This is a genomic window from Paenibacillus eucommiae, from assembly GCF_017874215.1.
In the GTDB taxonomy this organism is placed as follows: domain Bacteria; phylum Bacillota; class Bacilli; order Paenibacillales; family NBRC-103111; genus Paenibacillus_AI; species Paenibacillus_AI eucommiae.
On the sequence record NZ_JAGGLB010000020.1, the window covers coordinates 58,851 to 77,572 of the forward strand.

An 18,722-nucleotide genomic window follows, 5' to 3' on the forward strand; every position below is an offset into this window, starting at 1 on the left:
TTTTTTTTGCAGCAGTCTCTCTCTCAGCACCAAAAAAGAGCAAAAGAGGCCCCCCGGCCACCTTCCATGCTCTGTTGTCAAACTAGTACCCCCGGCTCCACCTCGGCTATAACGCGGCAAGCAGCTGGTTAATTTTCAATAGCTCCTGCTGCTCTTCGTCATCTTGTCCTCCCGCTTCACCACTAAACTTACGCAGGCTGTGATTCGCTTTGCTGATCAGCCCTTTACCCGGAATCTCTTCAAAATTCCCATCTTCTGTTACTAATCCATTGAGGATACACTTCGAAAAATAATCGCAATCCTGCTTTTTTATCGGCAAATCCTCCAGCCTCCGAGCGATCTGGTGGGCAGCCTCCCCAGCTTCATGCTGCTCAACAGCAACGACAGGCAGAAAGAGTAGGAACAAAAGCCTCCCATAATCAGAGGCAGCCGCGAGCTTCAGCAGTTCCGTCCAGGTAAGAAATTTCAGATGAAAATGTCCACCCGTGTACCCGATATTAAAATCATTCATATAGAAAGAGATATCTGTTGGATTGAATTCTACAACCAAGGTCAACCCTTCACGAATTTCTATTAGTATGTATTTCTCCACATACTCTGCATGTATGATATAATTCCGTTCCTCCAGCACATCTGTGAAATTGATTTCTTTTTGCTCGTCAAAAGCGCGGTCATAGGCAACGGCAAGATAAAACAACCAAAAGTCCTGATTGGAAAACGTAGCTTCCTCAGCTGAGATGGATGTGTACATAAATGAATCGTTCCCTTCATATCCAGGATCATTAAGTCTAATTCAAGTCCAATTATAATTCTACATTGTCGTTTTTCTATTTGCAAAGCTAGCACAATTTCCTACTAGCCTATTTTAAAGAGCACCGGTGTGTGCTGACTTCTTACCCATAAACTTTTCCCGGTTTGCTTAGCATACGATTCACTGTCTCTACACTGAATAACATGAGAACTAATAGAATAAGTACCACGGTTGGGAACAAGTCCGTACTGGTTTTTGCTGCAAGGAGTCCGAATAAGGGTGGTAGAAGCGTAGTACCGCTATAAGCTACAGCCATTTGGTAGCCCATCAATTTTGCTGAATGCTCTTTTCCAAATCGAGCAGGTGTTTCATGCAGAAGTCCTGGATAGATCGGGGCGAGACCGAGTCCGATTAGAATGAACCCCAGCATAGAAAATGATGCGGAGAAAGGAAGTAACAGAATGATTCCTCCTGCAACGGTTACAAGTTGACCGTAACGGATTAACAGTCGATTTTGTACTTTCAACGTGATAAAACCAGTGATTAACCTTCCAATGGTAATGCCTCCGTAGTACAAAGAAATCCACCCAGCAGCCATTTCTGCTGTAACATTTTTTGTCCCCACCAGGTAACTTGCTCCCCATAGTCCAACAGTCGTTTCTGCTCCACAATACAGGAGAAAAGCAAGCAGTGAGGGTTTAACTCCCCTCAAGCGAAGTACCTTTGTTGGGAAAGCCGATTCTGCCTTTTCTTCACGAGGTATGTCTTGAACTGTGTGCTCTGAATCCTCTAAATCCCGTTTTGCAGCCACACGCTTCCATAAAGGTAAAGTTACCAAAAGAATTATTACAAGAATGACCTGGATAATGGCTACTGCAGCATAACCGCCTCTCCATGAATGCTGACCTGCCATATAAGTGGCCATGATGATCGGTCCCATGGTTGCTCCTACTCCCCAGAAGCAGTGCAGCCAGTTCATGTGGTGCGCCTTGTAGTTCTCAGCAACATAATGATTTAATGCTGCATCTACCGCGCCCGCCCCAAGACCAAGTGGAATGGCCAAAATGACAAACCAAAACATTGAGGGAGCAATGGAAAAACCAAGCAATGATACTGCGGTAAGGAGGCAACTGAATAAAGTGATCTTTCCAGTGCCCAGACGTTGAATCATTCTCCCGCTTGCCAGACTGGAAACGATTGTCCCTCCAGCAATAATCATGGATACCAATCCTGCCGAGCCCAAAGAAGAACCGATTTCTGGCCATATGACGGGCCATGCTGAGCCAAGCAGAGAATCCGGAAGACCGAGACTAATAAAAGCAAGGTAGATCACAATTAAAAACCAGGTTGCCATAGATAATCCTCTCCTAATACAAATATTGTTGCAAATGATTTGATTCTTTAACCGCACTTAATAAATAAACTTTATAAAGATTACTTATTTAATATGCTGTACAATATCAACCTTGTCAAGATATCCATTTTATAAAAATATATGAGTATCTGAAAAGAAAAAAAATCCTCGGAATCACATTCCGGGGATTTTATAGGAGCGGTACCAAATTTGATTGCATTGCTTTCAGTGTCATCCTGCGAAGACCTGTCTCGAAATCCTGTTGAAAGGTTTTCTCCAAAATAATTTCAGGATACGATGGCATCGGATGACTATCCCGATACAATTCCCAAGCAGGCTCCCAACTATCTTCCACCACTCTGTCCTGATAAATGATGATCTTATCTGGAGCGAGAACCGCGTTTACCGTTTGAATGATCTGACAGACGACATCTACGAATGTATTTGAAGCCATCTCACGTGACCAATCAGGACTCCCGGGGAGGAACTTGATTTCGCCAGACATGCCATGTCTGCCTTTGACCACTTTTCCATCCAAAATAATGCCCATGCCTGGAGGATAACTATTCGGAAAGTAGATACCTAATATACACTGTTCCTCTGCTTCCCCCTGCTTCATACAGTATCCACTGATAGCGGCATTGACATCATTTTCGACCAATACCCTCAATCCGAAATCGGATTCGATTTCTTCGACCATACGGGAACCTCTCAACTCTTGGTGGCTGCTGACCGTTATTTCACCATTGACTGCCTGCCCTGGAATGCCCATGCCAATTATCTTGATGGAAGGATACATAGCAATAAAATGAGCGACAATATTATGAAAATGCTGTCTGTCAAAAACAGGCATCATATATTCTTCTCTTGATAACATCTGGTCTTCCAGATTAACCACCGACGCTGAAACCAATTCCTGTCCCTGCTTCTCTTTCAGATACAAGATGAGAGCAAGGCTGAAATCGTAATTATAGCGATAGGTCTGCGCAGGTCGACCGCCATTGGATGGAATGATCATATCTTCAAATAACTCTCCCCGTTCGTGCAGCTCCTTGACCAGAGAGTTTATTGTCACAACACTGAGTTTAGTCAGCGACGACAATTGTGGCTTTGTTGCCGTTTCAAGCTGCTGCATCGCTTCGCGTACATTGTTCATGTTGATTTCTTTCATTAAGTTGGCATTCGCTTTCCTCATAAGCCCCCCTATTTGATGTACCATGGAATATTTCAGCAGTGAAATGAATGTTCATTCAGAAGAGATCCAGTTGAAACTATTTTGAATAAAAGACCTGCCGATTTGTTCCTTATGGAACTTTGTCTACAGGATTACCGGGAAAGAAATCTTATGTTCATAGTATCATATCAACACATCCCCCGGAATAGTATTTATTACCATATAATACCTCAACGATATTCCTTTGTAATCACGCTCCATAGTTTTTCACTAATTTACATGATCGGGATGTTTATCAATATTCCAATGCTCATAGTTTTGAGGACCTAGCATTCCACCTGCGATATAGACCGATACTTAACAAACTATAAGCAAAAACTTCAATAATTAAAGGAATGTATGCAGTCATTGCGACCATTTCTCCCAAAGTCATCCCCATGGGTAATTTATGATTATTGTTCCAGTGGGAATCCATGTAACGATTAAGTACATAAGGCGCTAATACACCATATACCTTCAGAATGAAGATGATAAGAAAGAAGTAAAAGCCTTCAGTGAAATGATGCTTTCTACATTGTATAAGCCCAAAAACCAAAAATATTATGAACAAAACCGAAGCTAAATACAACAAAAAATTCATTAATCCGAACATTTGATCACCTCTTTAAACATTTTACGTACCGAGTATTATTATCTCTTACGGATGTGATCTAGTGAGGTTCCATCCCCCCCCCGTTCATCCCTTTATATCACACATAGCTAATTCACCTGTGAAGGTAGCTTTATTTTCACCTCACACTTGCCCCTGACCGGCTTATTTATTAGTCATATCTAGAATGGCAAGAAAAAAAGAGCATCCTGATTGAATGCTCTAGAAAGAAAGGTATAAGGTTATTGAGCTTTAATCCTATCATTAAAAGTAATTTCTTGCCCTCCGTCTATTTCCATTGCACGAAAAGCGATAATAACATTCATATCCCCTGCAGCTTCTTCGACAGCTTTAAGCGTTTGACGACCATAACGTGCACGGAGCCATTCACTCGCAAACGCATTAACCCTCCCTCGGATTTTCATTTATTTTCATACGCTCGCGGATTCATTTTTCGTTGTCAATGCAGTCGATTTGTACTATGCTATTTTATAGAGACTAATGATCTGATCCAACTCTCGTATTAACACACAGATGCTTATTTTCCTCATGGAGGTGTGATATGGCAGCAACACTTTTGAAATTCAAGGATCAGGCCAAAAATGATATTCCGTTCAACTTCATCCGCCACAAAGGTACGGAGCTTGAGCAGCAGGTGCACATGCATGATTACTTTCAGATTGCCTACGTAATGCGGGGGGTATGTACTCATCATTTCTGCAATCAAACATTAACTGTCGGCAAAGGAGATATCTTTCTTATTCCTCCCTTGATGGAACACAGCCTGAACGCCCTCCACAACAAGGATTTTGAGCTGATTATTCTTGATTTTATTCCGTATTTTATTGATGATAAACTAAGCCCTTTTTCCCAAACGATTTACTATCACTTGCTCCATCAAAGGGACTTGCAATCCCAATCCGAGTGGCTGCACCCCTGGCTGCACATTGCTCAGGAAAAGCAGCTGCTGGTGGAACAGCTTCTTCAGGATATATCAGATCAACTTAGCAGCAAAGAGGAAGGCTACGAGTTCTCGATTCAAATCAATTTAGTTAACCTGCTGATTCTTATTGACAGAGAATTCCGCAGAAGCAGCCGTACAATCCGGCCATCTATACAGTTAAAATCCCATCAGGCGCAGTTTGATAAGGTAATTCGCTATTTGTATGACAATTACAGTCAAGACATCTCTCTGGAGCAGGCCGCTGATATCGCCCACATGACACCAGCCTATTTCAGCCATATGTTCAAAAAGGAAGTCGGCCAAACGTTCATCGAGTTCATGCATGAGATCCGCATCGAACGGGCTATGGATATGATCCGGCAAAATGAGCATACGGTGACGCAAATTTGTTTTCACGTGGGTTTTCGAAATTTAAGCCATTTTATCCGCACCTTCAAAAAACGGACTGGGGAAGCTCCCACCGCCTATAAGAAACTTTTCTTCAATAACGAAAAATAAGGCAAACATTTAACAAAATAGTGCAATCAATCGCAGCGGCCAAACGGTATTGTTAATGGTAGCCATTTCAATGGGGTTGAACCGAAATGGACCAAAGATGTTACGACAAAGGAGTAACGAAACCATGAGTGATACACGGCCTCTAAAAGTGGGAATCATCGGGCAAGGGCGCAGCGGAAGAGATATTCACGCGGCTCACCTGGTGAACATGACGGAACATTATCAGATTGCGGCTATCGCAGACGGCATAAAGGAACGCAGAGAGCTTGCCATTCAAGATTACGGCTGCCGTGCCTATTCAACCTACCAGGAAATGGTGGAGCAAGAGGAGCTTGATCTCGTTGTAAACGCTTCGCCGAGTGATCTGCATTTCCCCATATCCCTGGATCTCTTAAAGAGGGGCATTAACGTTCTCTGTGAAAAACCATTAGCAAAAACGCCAGCTGAAGTGGATCAGTTAATCCAGGCATCCGAAGCCTCAGGCAAAGTGCTCGCCATTTTCCAGCAGTCGCGCTACCAGCCGGCTTTTATGCAAATTCGCAAAGTTATCGAATCCGGCGTTTTGGGCCGTATCGTTCAAATTGATTTTACCAATAACGGCTTCGCAAGAAGATGGGATTGGCAGACGCTGCAGAGCAACAATGGCGGCAACCTGCTCAACACAGGTCCGCATCCGGTAGATCAGGCGCTGCAATTATTTGGTACAGACGTAGTTCCACAGATCACCTGTATTATGGATCGGGCCAATACCTTTGGGGATGCAGAAGATTATGTGAAGCTGATTCTCAGAGGAGAAGGCCGGCCAACGATTGATCTTGAAATTTCTTCATGCTCGACATTTCCAAGAGCGCAGTTTACTGTTCAAGGCACTAACGGCGGCCTAAGCGGCAATACAGAATCGCTGCAATGGAAATATTTCAAACCTGAAGAAGCACCTGAACAAAAATTAATCAAGGAACCCCTGATGGACAAAGCAGGTATTCCTACTTATTGCAGCGAAACCTTGACTTGGCACGAGGACCGTTGGGAATTGTCACTGGAGGACAACAAGAGCATGTTCCGGACTATGACGGGACAATTGTATCAGATGCTGCACCGTTCCCTTACAACCGGTGCGCCGCTGGAAATAACCCCCCAGCAAATTCGCCAGCAGATGGTCGTCATGGAAGAATGCCGACGGCAAAATCCCCATATCTATGCGGGGTGAGGACGTCTTCATATGGTTCTGATATGAATAGGACGCCTTCGGGCGTCCTTTTTGGTGCGTGTTCGTTACGCCAAGTACTTGGGGAATGGATGTGGGCCAATGTTGCCAGGTTAAGCAACTTCTCAGGCGATACGCTGAGCAACCCGAGCAACGGCAAGCGGAGAGCGGAGAGCGGACGGATTTCTAACGGACAAGGTTGTACCTTCAACACATTTTTTTCATCCATCGCCCATCTAACGGACATCAGCGACTCTTAGCTCGCCCATCAAGGGAAAAATACGCTCCGTTAGAGCTGTAAGAGGCACTCCTGTCCGTTAGAATTCCAGCTGGGCTTTTGGGGGGGCGCTAAGGAGCGCTGGTGTCCGTTACAGTTACTGGTTTCTCATTCGCGTCCGCTGCCCCTCGTTAACCTGTGACAACATTGGGGAGTTGGCTCCCTCTTTCAACTGATAAGCCTAGGAACACCCGAACCTCAAACAGACAATCAGCAGGATTTTCCTACTCCCTGAGCTAAAGGGATAGTGACTATAAGGAAATTCATGTTTCCAATATTCGACATTCCACGCACACTTTAAAGCTCTGTTGATTTACCACTGTAAAGCGATAAATCAACAGACCTGCAAAACTATAGAGAAATGAAGCTGTAAGGCTGTAAATCTGTGATGCCGCATTCAAAGGGCGATACCTTAAGCCTTCCCCAACATCTATTCTTTCTAAGCTCAATAAAAAGCCCTTCTTTCCACCGCATACGGGAAACAGGGCTTTTGTTGATTCGCTATTAACACTACTACTCATGAATTTCGCTAGCTTGCTTGCGAAATTCATGAGGTGTTATAGTTGTTATCTTTTTAAATTCACGATAAAAAGAGGTGGAGCTCTGAAAGCCACAGCTCAAGTAAATGTCTGTGATGGGTGTATCGGTTTGGGCCAATAATTGTTTGGCTTGCTGGATGCGGACTTGCAGGAGATAGGATTTGAAGCCCTCCCCTAACACTTCCTGAAACAAATGCCGGCTCCTGGATGGACTGAGCGACAAAATCCCGGCTATGTCCGCCAAGCACAATGGCTCCTGATAATTGGTTTGGATATACAATAAGGCGGGCTGCAGCATAATGAACTTCCAAGTAATTTGCTTCCTGCTCTTTATCATTTCATCACTTTTATAGTAACGCACAAGAAGGGCACAAACTTGAAAGAGTATGCTTTTCACGATTTTACGGGAAGCACTCTGCCCTTCACTCATCTCTAAGTTCATCTCCAAGAGTAGCCGTCCGACTTTTTGAGCGGTTGCTGACTCAGCAGGTATGAGATGATTGAAGGTTTTGGGATCATATATAAATGGCAGCAGCAAATCCCGATCGTAGTCATGGATCGTTCTCATGTTAATGCAAAAAACCAGGCACACACAGTCATCACCAGGATTCGACTGACTTGTATGCCGCTCCGTGTTGTTAACTAGTATAATATCTCCGGGACCTAGCTCATATTGCTTTTCCGTGAACGTAAACCGGCCATGTCCAGATAAGCATAAGCATAGTTCCAGTGTTGGATGCCAATGGATTTGTTGTTGAACCCGATCCAAAGTCCACTCGATAATTTGCACGCCTGCCACTTTATCAGGATTAAACATAAGCTTAACACTTTTACTTATGTCTAGAAGTCCCATCGACTTACCTCGCTTTATACAATTAATTTGTGCTTACCCAACCGGTATCGATTCCCAAATATTCTTCGACGAGCGACTTCACTTCCGGCGAGCAGCTTGAGATAAAATGCTGTGCAGATTCTGGCAATGGCCAGCATTCGGAAAAATCCTGACCCTTGGTACGAAAAGAAAGCGCACAGCTTAGTCTGGCTTCATTGCCATTATGTGCATGAACACCGTGGTAGGTTCGTTCTGCAAAAATAATCAGATCACCAGGCTCGGTATAAAGGGAAAACACACCCTCAAAGTCCATTTCCAAGCAATCCTTCGGCTCCGTCCCAAGACGGTAAAACGATTTGCGATTTGCGGTAAAATCGAACCCTTCAGGCGCTACCCACTCCTCTGTATGCGAATCAGGAATGATAGCGATTCCAGCTCTTTCAGGATGTGTCCCATTTAAGTAGAACCAGTTCGAAGACGCGCCGGTTGTATTTAATACTGCATTGCAACGGTAAGGGTGGATCTTTGGCTCCCAATCCGTATGCCAAGCTCCAACAGCAGCTCCTGGCTTCTTGTAAATGGCGGCTGATCTGTTTAGTGAAATAGGAGCATTTCCATACAAGTGTCGTACAATTTTCATATAAGGTTCATAGGTTAACAAGCTGAAAAGAGTTGGTGATAGCTCGACAAAATTGGTAGAAAAATGTGTTGTCCCTGGACGGGAATCGCATGCTTGCTCCAGCGTTTGCAGGACTTCGGTTTTCAACTTTTCAACCAGGTTCTGGGGAAGCAGATCTTTCACAACGGCAAATCCATGCTGTTCATTGCATGCGCGGATTGCCTCTAATTCTTCCTTATCAAATTCATAGGTGTAGGGCAATTTCGGTGTAGAATTGGTCATAGGATAAACCCTCCTAAATATAATTGATTTCAGCTTTCCTGACAATCCAATTATAGATCACGCAAGTATTAAAATACGTCCCAAATTACTTGAATTCATTCCCGAAAAGGGCTAAAGTTGCAAAGACGTCTTGTGGTTTCCTTTGATAAGCGTATTCGTAACGCAGTGCTTGGGAGGTAAGGGGTGTGGGCTCCAGCCGCTGTTAAAGATTTGTTCCCTTGAATGGATGGATATGGGGGTGGAACAAATCTTTAAAGGCGGACGCTATCGCTCTTCCGCCCACACCCCTTACCTCTCGAAGCTGCAATCGCACGAACACCATGCTCAAACGGACAGCCAGCAAGAGTTTTACTCTCGATTGGAAGAGATTTCTTAACGGGTAAGGCATTGGGGATGAACAACTGAGAAGAGCAGCTACTTTAGTGATGTTTTTCATCGTTAAACGTACGAGTCGTCTCCACAACCTTACTTTAACAATGAAAAACATCGTCCCTTTTTACCACCCAAAGAGGCCATCTAGCCTCTTTTAGCGATGTTTTTCATCGTTAAAGTGACTGATGACCTGGAAACACTTCCTTTAACGATGAAAAACATCGTTAAGTGAAAGTTACCACTCGATTTGGGATAGCCGGCTGCTCCGAGGATGCTTTTACCTATAAAACTTCAACTTACTTTTAGTTCAATTAGAAAGGGTAACCCCACTTTATCCTTTAGCACTATACAGCACTCATATTTGTTATAAAAAGCCCTGCTTTCCGCCAAATGCAGGAAACAGGGCCTTGGTATAGGATGTAGCGAAAGTTTGATGTTGCTAATATGTTGGCTCTTGGTTCTGTTTCTTGTTACAAAGTTAAGTCAACTGAACTTTCGTCTTTAAAGCTGGATTTTCCCAATCCTCATTCAGTCCGAGTCCCCGCAGATCGGCAACCGTGTTGTTTTGCTCTGTTTCATATTCGAGTGCGCGTGAAAGCTGTGAGCCGGGTGCCACGGGCTCCCCAAGTGCCGAAATGGTAGCCCAACACGCCATTCTCGAATTCAATTGTCACATTGCTCGTTCCTTCTTTTTCCATCAACAGCGTTCCTTGATTCGTCCTCCTGTGCACACCCTTCACCGGATTCCTCAGGAAACGCAGCATCAAATCGACGTAATGGCAGCCATGGCTGAAAAATTAACCGCCCCCTAGCCGTTTCGCCAAGCTGCCCCATTGTCCTTCCTCGACAATCGTCAATTGCTCGGTCCAAATCGATAACTGAAAAACTTCACCATACGCTTTGGAGTCGATCAGCTCCTTCAGCTCCTTCATCTTCTCCACAACTGGCCAGAATGGTACCGGATAAGCTGTCATCAGCATAAGATTGAGCGATTCAGCCGTGCGATTTCTTATTTTTCCATTCTTGACACTCCTACTTAGTATGGCTTTTTATTTTAGTCCTTACGAATCAGCTCGATGTCATCCAAATACACTTTTTCTCCTTCACGAAAATTTTGAATGAGCAGAATCAATTCCGCACTTACCGCCGGTCTGCCAGCATAGTGCGAAAAAACATCAAACTCAAAGGAGACTGTTTTCCACTTGCCGTTTGATGTTCCCGCTATCTCGAACGGTCCGTTGGCTGTTCCAATCAGCAAGCCATTTGCGTCTTTAAATTGTACCTGATAAAAAAGTTTCGCATTCAAATATTGGAGATTGCCATCCACATACGCTGAAGTCAGGTAATGGAAAACTCCTACATAGTGACCTGGTTCAAGGTGCACAATCTGAATGGGTGCTCCTCCACCCATTGCGTTCTGTCCGGCAGAAAACCCATTCGCAGTAAGGCTGTACCGTCCACTCCGCTTAAACGTATCCGAAGGCGCGAAGCCCTCTCCCCAAAACAGCCAGCTATTCGCACCTCCACCCGACCATTGCTCGAAAGAAGAATTCGCCAACACCGAGGTGTAGCCTTCCTGCCGCGTAATTGTAGCTGAATTCGTACGAATGGGTTCTTTTCCGCTGTAAGTAACTTCATATTCCACATACTGCTCCCATGGCAGCGATGCAATACTTGGCACCGTCAATGCTGCAGTTAATGTTGTAGCATCCCACTCTATATGCGTCGGAGTGACGAAGCCACTGAAGCCTCCGTTACCCACATGCTCTATCTTAAAATCACTTAACACTGGCACCCGTGCCGGCTCCTCGTTAAACATAAGCCGCACAGTTCCATTTTCTGCTGAAGCCTGCATGAAAGGCACAACATCATCCTGACGAATAAGCTCTATGTCATCCAAATAGACGCTTTCCCCTTCATGGAAATTTTGAATGTTCAGAATTAACTGAGCGCTCGACATCTGCAGACCGCTGTAATCCGGGTACACATCAAACTCGAATGAAGCTGTCGTCCACTTGCCATTTGACTTTCCGCCTTGCTGGATTTCTCCTAATGTGGATCCGATCATAACGCTATCTTCGTTTCTATATTGCAGCACATAACGGAGCGTTCCCGCTGTCTGTGCCGAAGTCAGATAATGGAATACCCCAACATAGTGACCCGGTTCGAGGTTCGTAATTTGAATGGGGCCGCCGCCGCCAACTTCATTCTGGTTGGCAGACAACCCATTCACAGTAAGGCTGTACTGTCCGCTCCGCTTGATCGTATCCGAATGCGTAAAGCCTTCTCCCCAAAACAACCAGCTATCTGCAGAAGCACCCGTCCATTGTTCAAAGGAAGAATTGGCCAGGACCGATGTGTAACCATTCTTTCGCGCAATGGTAACAGCATTTGTTCTAACTGGTTCTTTCCCATCGTAAGTGATTTCGTATTCCACGTACTGCTCCCATGGAAGCGGTGAAATGCTTGGAACTGTCAGTGCTGCAGTTAATGTCGTCTCATCCCACGCAATATGCATGGGATTGACGATGTCACCATTGTCCATCCGCTCAATCTTAAAATTACCTGCGCTTGGCACTTGAGCTGGCATCTCATCAAATACATACTGCAGGATGTTATTCTCATGCAAATCCAGCACTGGCACAACAAATGGCAGGGTATCAACAGTCGCTCTTCCCTTATAGGAAACCCGATAGACTACGCGCTGCTCCACCAGCAATTGGGAAATCGTTGGCAAGGTTAAAACCGCTTTTTTCTCAGCTGGATACCATGCAATATCACTTGGCATCACGAGTATTTCATCCGTACCACCAATGATCTGCTTAACCACAAAGTCGCCAATCACAGGTGCTTCGCCCGGTAACTTATCAAACGAAACGGTGATTGCCCCGTTGACTGCTGAATAAGAGACCGTCTCCTCTAGAACTGGAGGTGTTGAAGGATTCGGATTATACGAACCCGACGAGAACGACGATCCAGAGACTGGAGCCGGGGCCCCCGCACCTGTCAGCAGCAACGGCTGCTTGTCAAACGTCGTCCCTTTCGCTTTTTCACTAAGTGCTGCCTTTTCGATTATGCCTTGACCCATTACTTTAGTTATCTGATGCAAAATTAGCGAAATAATCTTGGCATTCTTATCTACACTTATATGTGTACCCGCTGCTTGTTCAGCGATTGACAATTGCTTGATTACACCTTGCGTGAATTCAACAACAATGTTCTTAGCTTCAACGTCGACTTGATCAAAATATCCACTCAAAATAACCGAAGACCTTACAATCATTGCGGCTATCACTGTGTTACCCTCCACAACAATACGCACGACACCCGATGCTTTATCGACGATCATGGATCCTATGGCGCTGTTTTCCACATGTACGCTGTTGATACCACCGCCTTTAACCGCTGTCGTCCCTAGGACCTCTACATTCTTCAGGAAAACTTCCCCTTCTGCAATGCCTTCTGCCAACAGTAAATCTCCTGTGATTTTCATGTTTTGCAGCGTCACACCGGGAACGAGGACAACGACATCGCCGTTTATCGCTTGGACATCATTTGCAGCTGCTCCGTATACGCCCGCTTCCTTGTATTCTAACGCAGTACTTGCATGCAGCGCACGATCCAAAGCAACAACAACCTCTGCCCGTGTAATGAAGGCTTCAGGCTTAAAGCTTCCATCCTCGTAACCCTCCATGAGCCCAGCAGCAGCTACAGCTGCCACCGCCCCCTTGCTCCACTCCGGAATCTGCTTCGCATCTGCAAAGCTATTCGCTGCCCCACTCTCTGCCTGCACATCCAGCTTCATTATACGAGCGATGATAACTGCCGCTTCTTGTCTGCTGATGGATCGCTTCGTACCGATCGTACCGTCGGGATAGCCATCGATGTAGCCTGCTTGTACCGCTCTGGCAGCATCTTCATATTCCCAGTCGGAAGCGGAAAGATCTGTAAAGTGAATCGGAGTCTTTGCGTTAAAGCCAAAGGACCGATTGATGAGAGCGATCACCTCTCCCCGGTTAATGATACGATCCGGTTTGAATGTACCATCCGAATAGCCATGGATGAGACCAGCCTCCATCCAAGCCGTCAAAGGCTTTTCTGCCCAATGATTAGTTAGATCGGCTAACACTGTCCGGGATGAGCTGGAGGTATCCATTGAATCCAAATCCGATTTCGAATCCGATTCAGCACCAAAAACCGTGCCAACTGCCGGACCATACGTTGAAAAAATAAGACAAAACATCATAAAAAGCAGAAAGGTTCTCTTCTTATAATTGGTTAAAATCATGATCACACCCCTAACATATTTATTTGAACTTTAATTTCTATTGACCACACTAGCAGGGGCATCCGTATCAAAATGGCTGGAGCGATCCATCACGTTGACTTGGGGCTGACCGCTTTTATAAACCGTCAATACTGTATTCCCGCCTCTTTTCACAACAATGTTGTCATAGGAAGCCTGCAATACTTTCGAAACGGAATCGTTCTCGAATGCTAGCATCCAGCCTGATGATGTTTTGCCAGCCATAGCGTCAGGAACTGTTAGCTCACGATGATACCATTTTCCAAAAGCATTCGCTCTCAGATCATTCCATGGTGTACCTGTAATTCCGTTCTGGTCCTCCCAATATACATTCCCAAATACGGTCTGATCCGTAGTTCTAATATCTATACCGCCTATTCCAGCATCATCGGTATTCAGTTTAACATCGTATTCGATCACATCACCGGCTTCAAAGGTAAAGCTTTGATTCGATATCGTACGGTAATAGTATTTATCTCCTGCTTGATTGTCCGTCTTTTGTGACATTTTGAGCACCCGGTCTGAGGCATATACACTGATTTCATTAATTTGCATCCGCGTGCCAGTCTGATTCGGACCATCCGGTTTATTCGCCTTCACACGGACATATCTGGCTTCCACGTGCATAACGGGCCTGGATAACCAATAACCATAAGCTCTGCCTGTAAAATCAGTAAGATGATCAATCATGTTGTAATTCACGCCATCAGTAGAAACCGCGACTTCAAAATCCGTTGGCCAATGATTCTCATCGAAAATGACAGAAATTCGCTCAATGTCGAAAACATGTTCAAGATCAACGACCTCCATCCAGGCATATTCACTGGCTGCCATAGCCCCTGTAGTGGTGTCGCCATCCACTGATTTGTCAGTTTCATGCCCCGGCTGCATCACGGCAAGGCTTCCGTCGATGTTATAGGCAGTTGCCGTCTTATTTAGTGAGTAATTAAAATATTCATAGACTTCCACTTCGCTGATCGCCATTTGGCTTCCCGTCTGATTGCCTCCAGCTGGCTTTATAGCTTTAATGCGCACATATTTGGCATTTACCGGTACAAAAGTTTCCTCCTGTACATCCCCAGTAGAGCCCTTGACTGATTTGACCGTTATAAAACTATCGCTGATTCCGGTTGTCGAAACCTGAATGTCATATTCAGTTGCGTATAAACCCGGGGCAAACCGCGTTTTTACCCTGTTAATGTTATAAATGCTGCCCAAGTCCACTTCCAACGTCCATGCATATTGATTGGCTGCAATGGAAGTTGTAACGGAATTGCCATCAACTGCCTTATCAGCTTCTGCTCCCGCTTGCATCAATGCGATTGTGCCATCCTGATAATAAGCAGCGGCTTTTTTCCCAAGAGCAAGATTATAATTCGGTACGATAGCAGGTGCCCTGTCGGGAAGAGGTAACGGAGTAAAAGCAGTTTTACCATACACAGCCAGTTCCGCTATAGCCATCTGGGAGCCAGTTTGTCCCGGTCCATCGGGTTTTAACGCTACTACACGTACATATCTCGCATTTACCGGAGTAAATAATTGCTCATCCTGGCCTCCTGCAGACCCCGTGACTGTTTTAACCGTTGTGAAGTTCCCGTTCCCGCCTGTATCCGATACTTGTATCTCATAATCGGTCGCCCATAAGTTAGTGAAAAATGGAGGATTTGACATGAAAGTAGTAACGACTCTATCGATCAAATAAGTATTGCCCAGATCAACCTCCATTGTCCATGCAAACTGATTGGCTGCCAATGCGATGGTAGAAGGATCGCCATCGACTGCTTGGTAAACTTCCGTGTTCGCTTGCATGGTTGCGGGAGTGCCATCATTATAATAGGCTGCAACTGACTTCCCTAGAGCAAAATTAACGGAGGATGTTGGCAATAAATTGGCATAAGCCGGTTCCAGGCCAACTTGATCCAAAATCGAAGCAGGGACATTGCCGTTTCCGATTTTATAATTATTGGCTACCAATCCGGTTTTTTCCCACCAATATCCATTGTCTGCATTCCAGTAGTTGAATTCCACATCATTGTCATAAAAGGAAATAATGAAATTTCTCACATAGCTATGGAGAATATTGTTGGCAACAGTCAAATACCGGCTTCCCGAATCCAGATAAATCGCGCCATATTCGTTATTCACACCGTGAACATAATTTCCTTCAATAACGCCTCCAGGTTGGGCGCCTAAATTGTAGATTCCGCCTCCATCCTTCAAATAACTCATAATATTATGAATATGATTGTGGGAAATCACATTATTTTTGCTGGATGATGGCACATTGTACAGGATTCTCCACCGATCCTCCGCTTTACTGATTCTATCAGGCTTATCGGCAAAGTCCCGGTCTCCCCAGCCCCAGCCCATCGTAATCGCTGTGTATGGCAAATCAGCAATTTCGTTATGGCTGACCAGCGTACCTTCCGTGTAGCCAACAAACACGCCCACACAACCCCGGTATTCCACGGCTATTTGATGAATATAGTTATTCGTCACCTGGTTGTTCTTTACCACATAACGCAGGTCTTGCGGGTAACTGTCATTCAAGCTGACACCGCCAATTTGTACGGCCGATCCCGAGACGTCGGTAAACTCATTCCCGGATATCACATTGTCCTGGCTTCCGTTGCTAAACCCAAGAGCGGAAGCTCCGAGATGGATGAACTTGTTTCTTTCGAAACGGATATTCTTGGCCATGCTGAAGCTGATATTAGCAGGCATCACAATCCAGTTGTCCAAATCATACGAATACTCTGGCGAAGCGTAAGGTTTCGAATAGACAGAAGCCTGTATAGGCGTATATCCTTCGTTGCCATTAGGGTATAGCCAGGTTGCATGAGCAAAGGTAATGCCTTCGAATTGAATGTTATGAACAGGATTGTCTACATTCCCTGAGCCGCTGACAAGCGTGCTTAGATAGGCAGCCACAACCTCAGCCGAGTCCATGTTTTCCCCTGCTCTTGGCTTGTAATATAACTTCCTGGAAGACCGGTCCAGATACCATTCCCCTTCTTCATCAAGCAGCTCATACGCATTTTCTATAAAAGTCGGAATGGGTCCATCCTCTTTAATCGTAAGCGGTGCTCCACCTTGAAATGCCATGTCCCAGGCTGGCTGCTTCATCGTAATCGCAGTTCCCGAAATACTGGCTACACCGACACGGGGTTCGATCCAAAGATTATTGTATACAAACTCTATATCACTTTTATTTCCCCAATATTGCATATTCGTATCTATAGTTGTATAGCCGCCCGAAGTGAGGGTAGCCCCTGGCAATCCGCCTGCCGATTTTGCCCGTATGCCACGGGTACCGTTTACATAAATTTGCCGTGTTTCCAGCGAAGCGTCGACACTGGCTTCCCAAATATTTTTGGAACCATCAAATAAGTTCCAACCGGTAATCGTTTTTCCACCACTGATGACAGGCGTTTCCCCATTGTAGTTTTTGTAGATGACATTATGTCCATTTTTTCCAGAGTCTCCTTGATCGAACTTTAGTGTATGTGTTAAGGGATACGTTCCACCACGCAGGTAGACAATGACATCCTCCGTCATATTCGGGAGGCTGAGACGCGCTGTATCTCTGGCTTTCTCAATGGTTTTGAAAGGGAAATTAATTGTCCCCGGATTCAAGTCGCTGCCATTGACATGATCCACATAAATGCCAGCGCCCCCGTTATCGGCCCATACAACAAACGCTGCCGATTCGATTGCTGCCTCGCCATGATAACTCACTTGATACCTGATAGACTGCTCCGCCTCACCAGGAGAAACGCTCGGAACCGTTAAAGCCGCTGACTTGGAGCTCGGATCCCATGCAATAAGGCTTGGTGTTACAGATATTGGAGCTGCATCGTTAATAACTTGATGTACCGTAAAATTATCAATAGTAGGTACTGCATCCGGAACGGCATCTAACGCAACGTTAATCTTTCCGTTTACAGCAGATACCGAAACGATATGTACAGGTGTTATTGTAGTTCCGCCATCTCCTCCTCCGATATTCCCCCCGCCTCCGGGCGTACCCGTAACCGGACCTGTCACTGGAGGGCTTGTCACCCCAGAGCCCGTCCCTTGAGAGCCCCCTTGTCCCGAAGATTCGTCCCCTGGACCATTAGTCGGCAAAGGTTCCTTCTCCAACGTGCTATCTTTAGATTTGAGAGCGCGATCCAATGTGACTATCATTTCAGCACGAGTAATGAGGGCCTCCGGCTTGAAGCTTCCGTCCTCATAACCCTCCATAATTTTTGCGGCTGATACAGATGCAATAGCCCCTTTGCTCCACTGTGGAAACTGCTTGGCATCGGTAAAGACGTTCGCAGCTGCACTTTCTTCATTTCCTTCCAGACCCAGCAAACGGGTGATGATCACCGCTGCTTCTTGTCTGCTGATTGGCTGCTTGACGCCAATAGTTCCACCCTCATAGCCCTCCACATAGCCGGCCTTCACCGCTTTGGCCACTTCTTCATATTCCCAATCGGAAACGGTTACATCAGAAAAGTTGATTTGTGCTTGCTCATAAAAACCAAAGGAGCGATTCATTAGCGCGAATGCTTCCCCCCGATTAACCGTACGATCCGGCTTCAAAGTACCATCCGAGTAGCCCTGGATTAGACCAGAAGCTATCCATTCCTTCAGTGGATTCTCTGCCCAATGTCCCTTCACATCCGGGAATGTATTCTGGGGTGAAGCAGCATTACCACTCCCCTCCGCCTCTGCACCGAGAACCGTAGGGCCCGCTATGCCTAAAGAAGAATAAATGAGACAAGTCATTAAGAATAAGATAAATATGGGATTGCTTTTTCTCTTCGAAACCATGATATACCTCCTTATTTTCCCAGCTAAAAAAACACACCACCAAGTACAATTATTATGAAAATCGTGTACTTGATGGTATG

Annotated in this window: 14 protein-coding genes; 3 read left to right on the forward strand and 11 right to left on the reverse strand. The window is 45.3% G+C overall.

From position 1 onward, the window contains the following. Window positions 1-106: 106 nt before the first annotated feature. The 4 genes from J2Z66_RS25380 to J2Z66_RS25395 form a co-directional block, all read right to left on the reverse strand. Entirely contained in the window at window positions 107-751 is a 645-nt protein-coding gene (locus tag J2Z66_RS25380) for an Imm19 family immunity protein (RefSeq protein ID WP_209975533.1), read from the reverse strand. A 142-nt stretch (window positions 752-893) separates the two neighbouring features. After that, window positions 894-2,105, reverse strand: a complete 1,212-nt coding sequence (locus J2Z66_RS25385; protein ID WP_209975534.1) for an MFS transporter — start codon at window positions 2,103-2,105, stop codon at window positions 894-896. Window positions 2,106-2,295: 190 nt separating this feature from the next. After that, complete coding sequence (locus J2Z66_RS25390) at window positions 2,296-3,300, reverse strand: ROK family protein (RefSeq protein WP_209975535.1); 1,005 nt, start codon at window positions 3,298-3,300, stop codon at window positions 2,296-2,298. Window positions 3,301-4,170: 870 nt separating this feature from the next. Continuing rightward, window positions 4,171-4,353: a hypothetical protein gene (locus tag J2Z66_RS25395; RefSeq protein WP_209975536.1), complete on the reverse strand. Its 183-nt coding sequence runs from the start codon at window positions 4,351-4,353 to the stop codon at window positions 4,171-4,173. 137 nt (window positions 4,354-4,490) lie between these two features. Between J2Z66_RS25395 and J2Z66_RS25400 the strand changes: the two genes are divergently transcribed. The 3 genes from J2Z66_RS25400 to J2Z66_RS25410 all read left to right on the forward strand — a co-directional run bounded on the left by J2Z66_RS25400 (window position 4,491) and on the right by J2Z66_RS25410 (window position 6,854). After that, complete coding sequence (locus tag J2Z66_RS25400) at window positions 4,491-5,390, forward strand: AraC family transcriptional regulator (protein ID WP_209975537.1); 900 nt, start codon at window positions 4,491-4,493, stop codon at window positions 5,388-5,390. Window positions 5,391-5,514: 124 nt separating this feature from the next. After that, window positions 5,515-6,597, forward strand: a complete 1,083-nt coding sequence (locus tag J2Z66_RS25405; RefSeq protein ID WP_209975538.1) for a Gfo/Idh/MocA family protein — start codon at window positions 5,515-5,517, stop codon at window positions 6,595-6,597. Window positions 6,598-6,686: 89 nt separating this feature from the next. Next, entirely contained in the window at window positions 6,687-6,854 is a 168-nt protein-coding gene (locus J2Z66_RS25410) for a hypothetical protein (protein WP_209975539.1), read from the forward strand. A gap of 530 nt (window positions 6,855-7,384) precedes the next feature. On the opposite strand, the gene J2Z66_RS25415 is transcribed toward J2Z66_RS25410, so the two are convergent. The 7 genes from J2Z66_RS25415 to J2Z66_RS25440 form a co-directional block, all read right to left on the reverse strand. Then, window positions 7,385-8,263, reverse strand: a complete 879-nt coding sequence (locus J2Z66_RS25415; protein WP_209975540.1) for an AraC family transcriptional regulator — start codon at window positions 8,261-8,263, stop codon at window positions 7,385-7,387. Between the two features lie 22 nt (window positions 8,264-8,285). Continuing rightward, window positions 8,286-9,143: a phytanoyl-CoA dioxygenase family protein gene (locus J2Z66_RS25420; RefSeq protein ID WP_209975541.1), complete on the reverse strand. Its 858-nt coding sequence runs from the start codon at window positions 9,141-9,143 to the stop codon at window positions 8,286-8,288. An 850-nt stretch (window positions 9,144-9,993) separates the two neighbouring features. Beyond that, window positions 9,994-10,182 (reverse strand): hypothetical protein, encoded by a 189-nt coding sequence (locus J2Z66_RS25425; protein WP_209975542.1) that lies wholly within the window; start codon window positions 10,180-10,182, stop codon window positions 9,994-9,996. Beyond that, entirely contained in the window at window positions 10,091-10,279 is a 189-nt protein-coding gene (locus tag J2Z66_RS44145) for a hypothetical protein (protein ID WP_376774479.1), read from the reverse strand. Before J2Z66_RS44145 ends, J2Z66_RS25425 begins: the two co-directional genes overlap by 92 nt. 33 nt (window positions 10,280-10,312) lie before the next feature. Beyond that, window positions 10,313-10,495: a hypothetical protein gene (locus J2Z66_RS25430; protein ID WP_209975543.1), complete on the reverse strand. Its 183-nt coding sequence runs from the start codon at window positions 10,493-10,495 to the stop codon at window positions 10,313-10,315. A gap of 74 nt (window positions 10,496-10,569) precedes the next feature. Then, window positions 10,570-13,803 carry an S-layer homology domain-containing protein gene (locus J2Z66_RS25435; protein ID WP_209975544.1) on the reverse strand — a complete coding sequence of 1,078 codons (3,234 nt, stop codon included), beginning with the start codon at window positions 13,801-13,803 and terminating at the stop codon, window positions 10,570-10,572. Window positions 13,804-13,833: 30 nt separating this feature from the next. Continuing rightward, window positions 13,834-18,642, reverse strand: coding sequence for a discoidin domain-containing protein (locus J2Z66_RS25440; RefSeq protein ID WP_209975545.1), 4,809 nt, complete (start codon window positions 18,640-18,642; stop codon window positions 13,834-13,836). Between the last annotated feature and the right edge of the window lie 80 nt (window positions 18,643-18,722).

Bases quoted from the DNA above. Each gene is read 5' to 3' on its own strand.
- J2Z66_RS25380 (WP_209975533.1), bottom strand. From the start codon at position 751: ATGTACACATCCATCTCAGCTGAGGAAGCTACGTTTTCCAATCAGGAC.
- J2Z66_RS25390 (WP_209975535.1), bottom strand. From the start codon at position 3,300: ATGAGGAAAGCGAATGCCAACTTAATGAAAGAAATCAACATGAACAAT.
- J2Z66_RS25405 (WP_209975538.1), top strand. From the start codon at position 5,515: ATGAGTGATACACGGCCTCTAAAAGTGGGAATCATCGGGCAAGGGCGC.
- J2Z66_RS25435 (WP_209975544.1), bottom strand. From the start codon at position 13,803: ATGATTTTAACCAATTATAAGAAGAGAACCTTTCTGCTTTTTATGATG.
- J2Z66_RS25430 (WP_209975543.1), bottom strand. From the start codon at position 10,495: ATGCTGATGACAGCTTATCCGGTACCATTCTGGCCAGTTGTGGAGAAG.
- J2Z66_RS25400 (WP_209975537.1), top strand. From the start codon at position 4,491: ATGGCAGCAACACTTTTGAAATTCAAGGATCAGGCCAAAAATGATATT.
- J2Z66_RS25410 (WP_209975539.1), top strand. From the start codon at position 6,687: ATGTGGGCCAATGTTGCCAGGTTAAGCAACTTCTCAGGCGATACGCTG.
- J2Z66_RS25415 (WP_209975540.1), bottom strand. From the start codon at position 8,263: ATGGGACTTCTAGACATAAGTAAAAGTGTTAAGCTTATGTTTAATCCT.
- J2Z66_RS25440 (WP_209975545.1), bottom strand. From the start codon at position 18,642: ATGGTTTCGAAGAGAAAAAGCAATCCCATATTTATCTTATTCTTAATG.
- J2Z66_RS44145 (WP_376774479.1), bottom strand. From the start codon at position 10,279: ATGCTGCGTTTCCTGAGGAATCCGGTGAAGGGTGTGCACAGGAGGACG.
- J2Z66_RS25395 (WP_209975536.1), bottom strand. From the start codon at position 4,353: ATGAAAATCCGAGGGAGGGTTAATGCGTTTGCGAGTGAATGGCTCCGT.
- J2Z66_RS25420 (WP_209975541.1), bottom strand. From the start codon at position 9,143: ATGACCAATTCTACACCGAAATTGCCCTACACCTATGAATTTGATAAG.
- J2Z66_RS25385 (WP_209975534.1), bottom strand. From the start codon at position 2,105: ATGGCAACCTGGTTTTTAATTGTGATCTACCTTGCTTTTATTAGTCTC.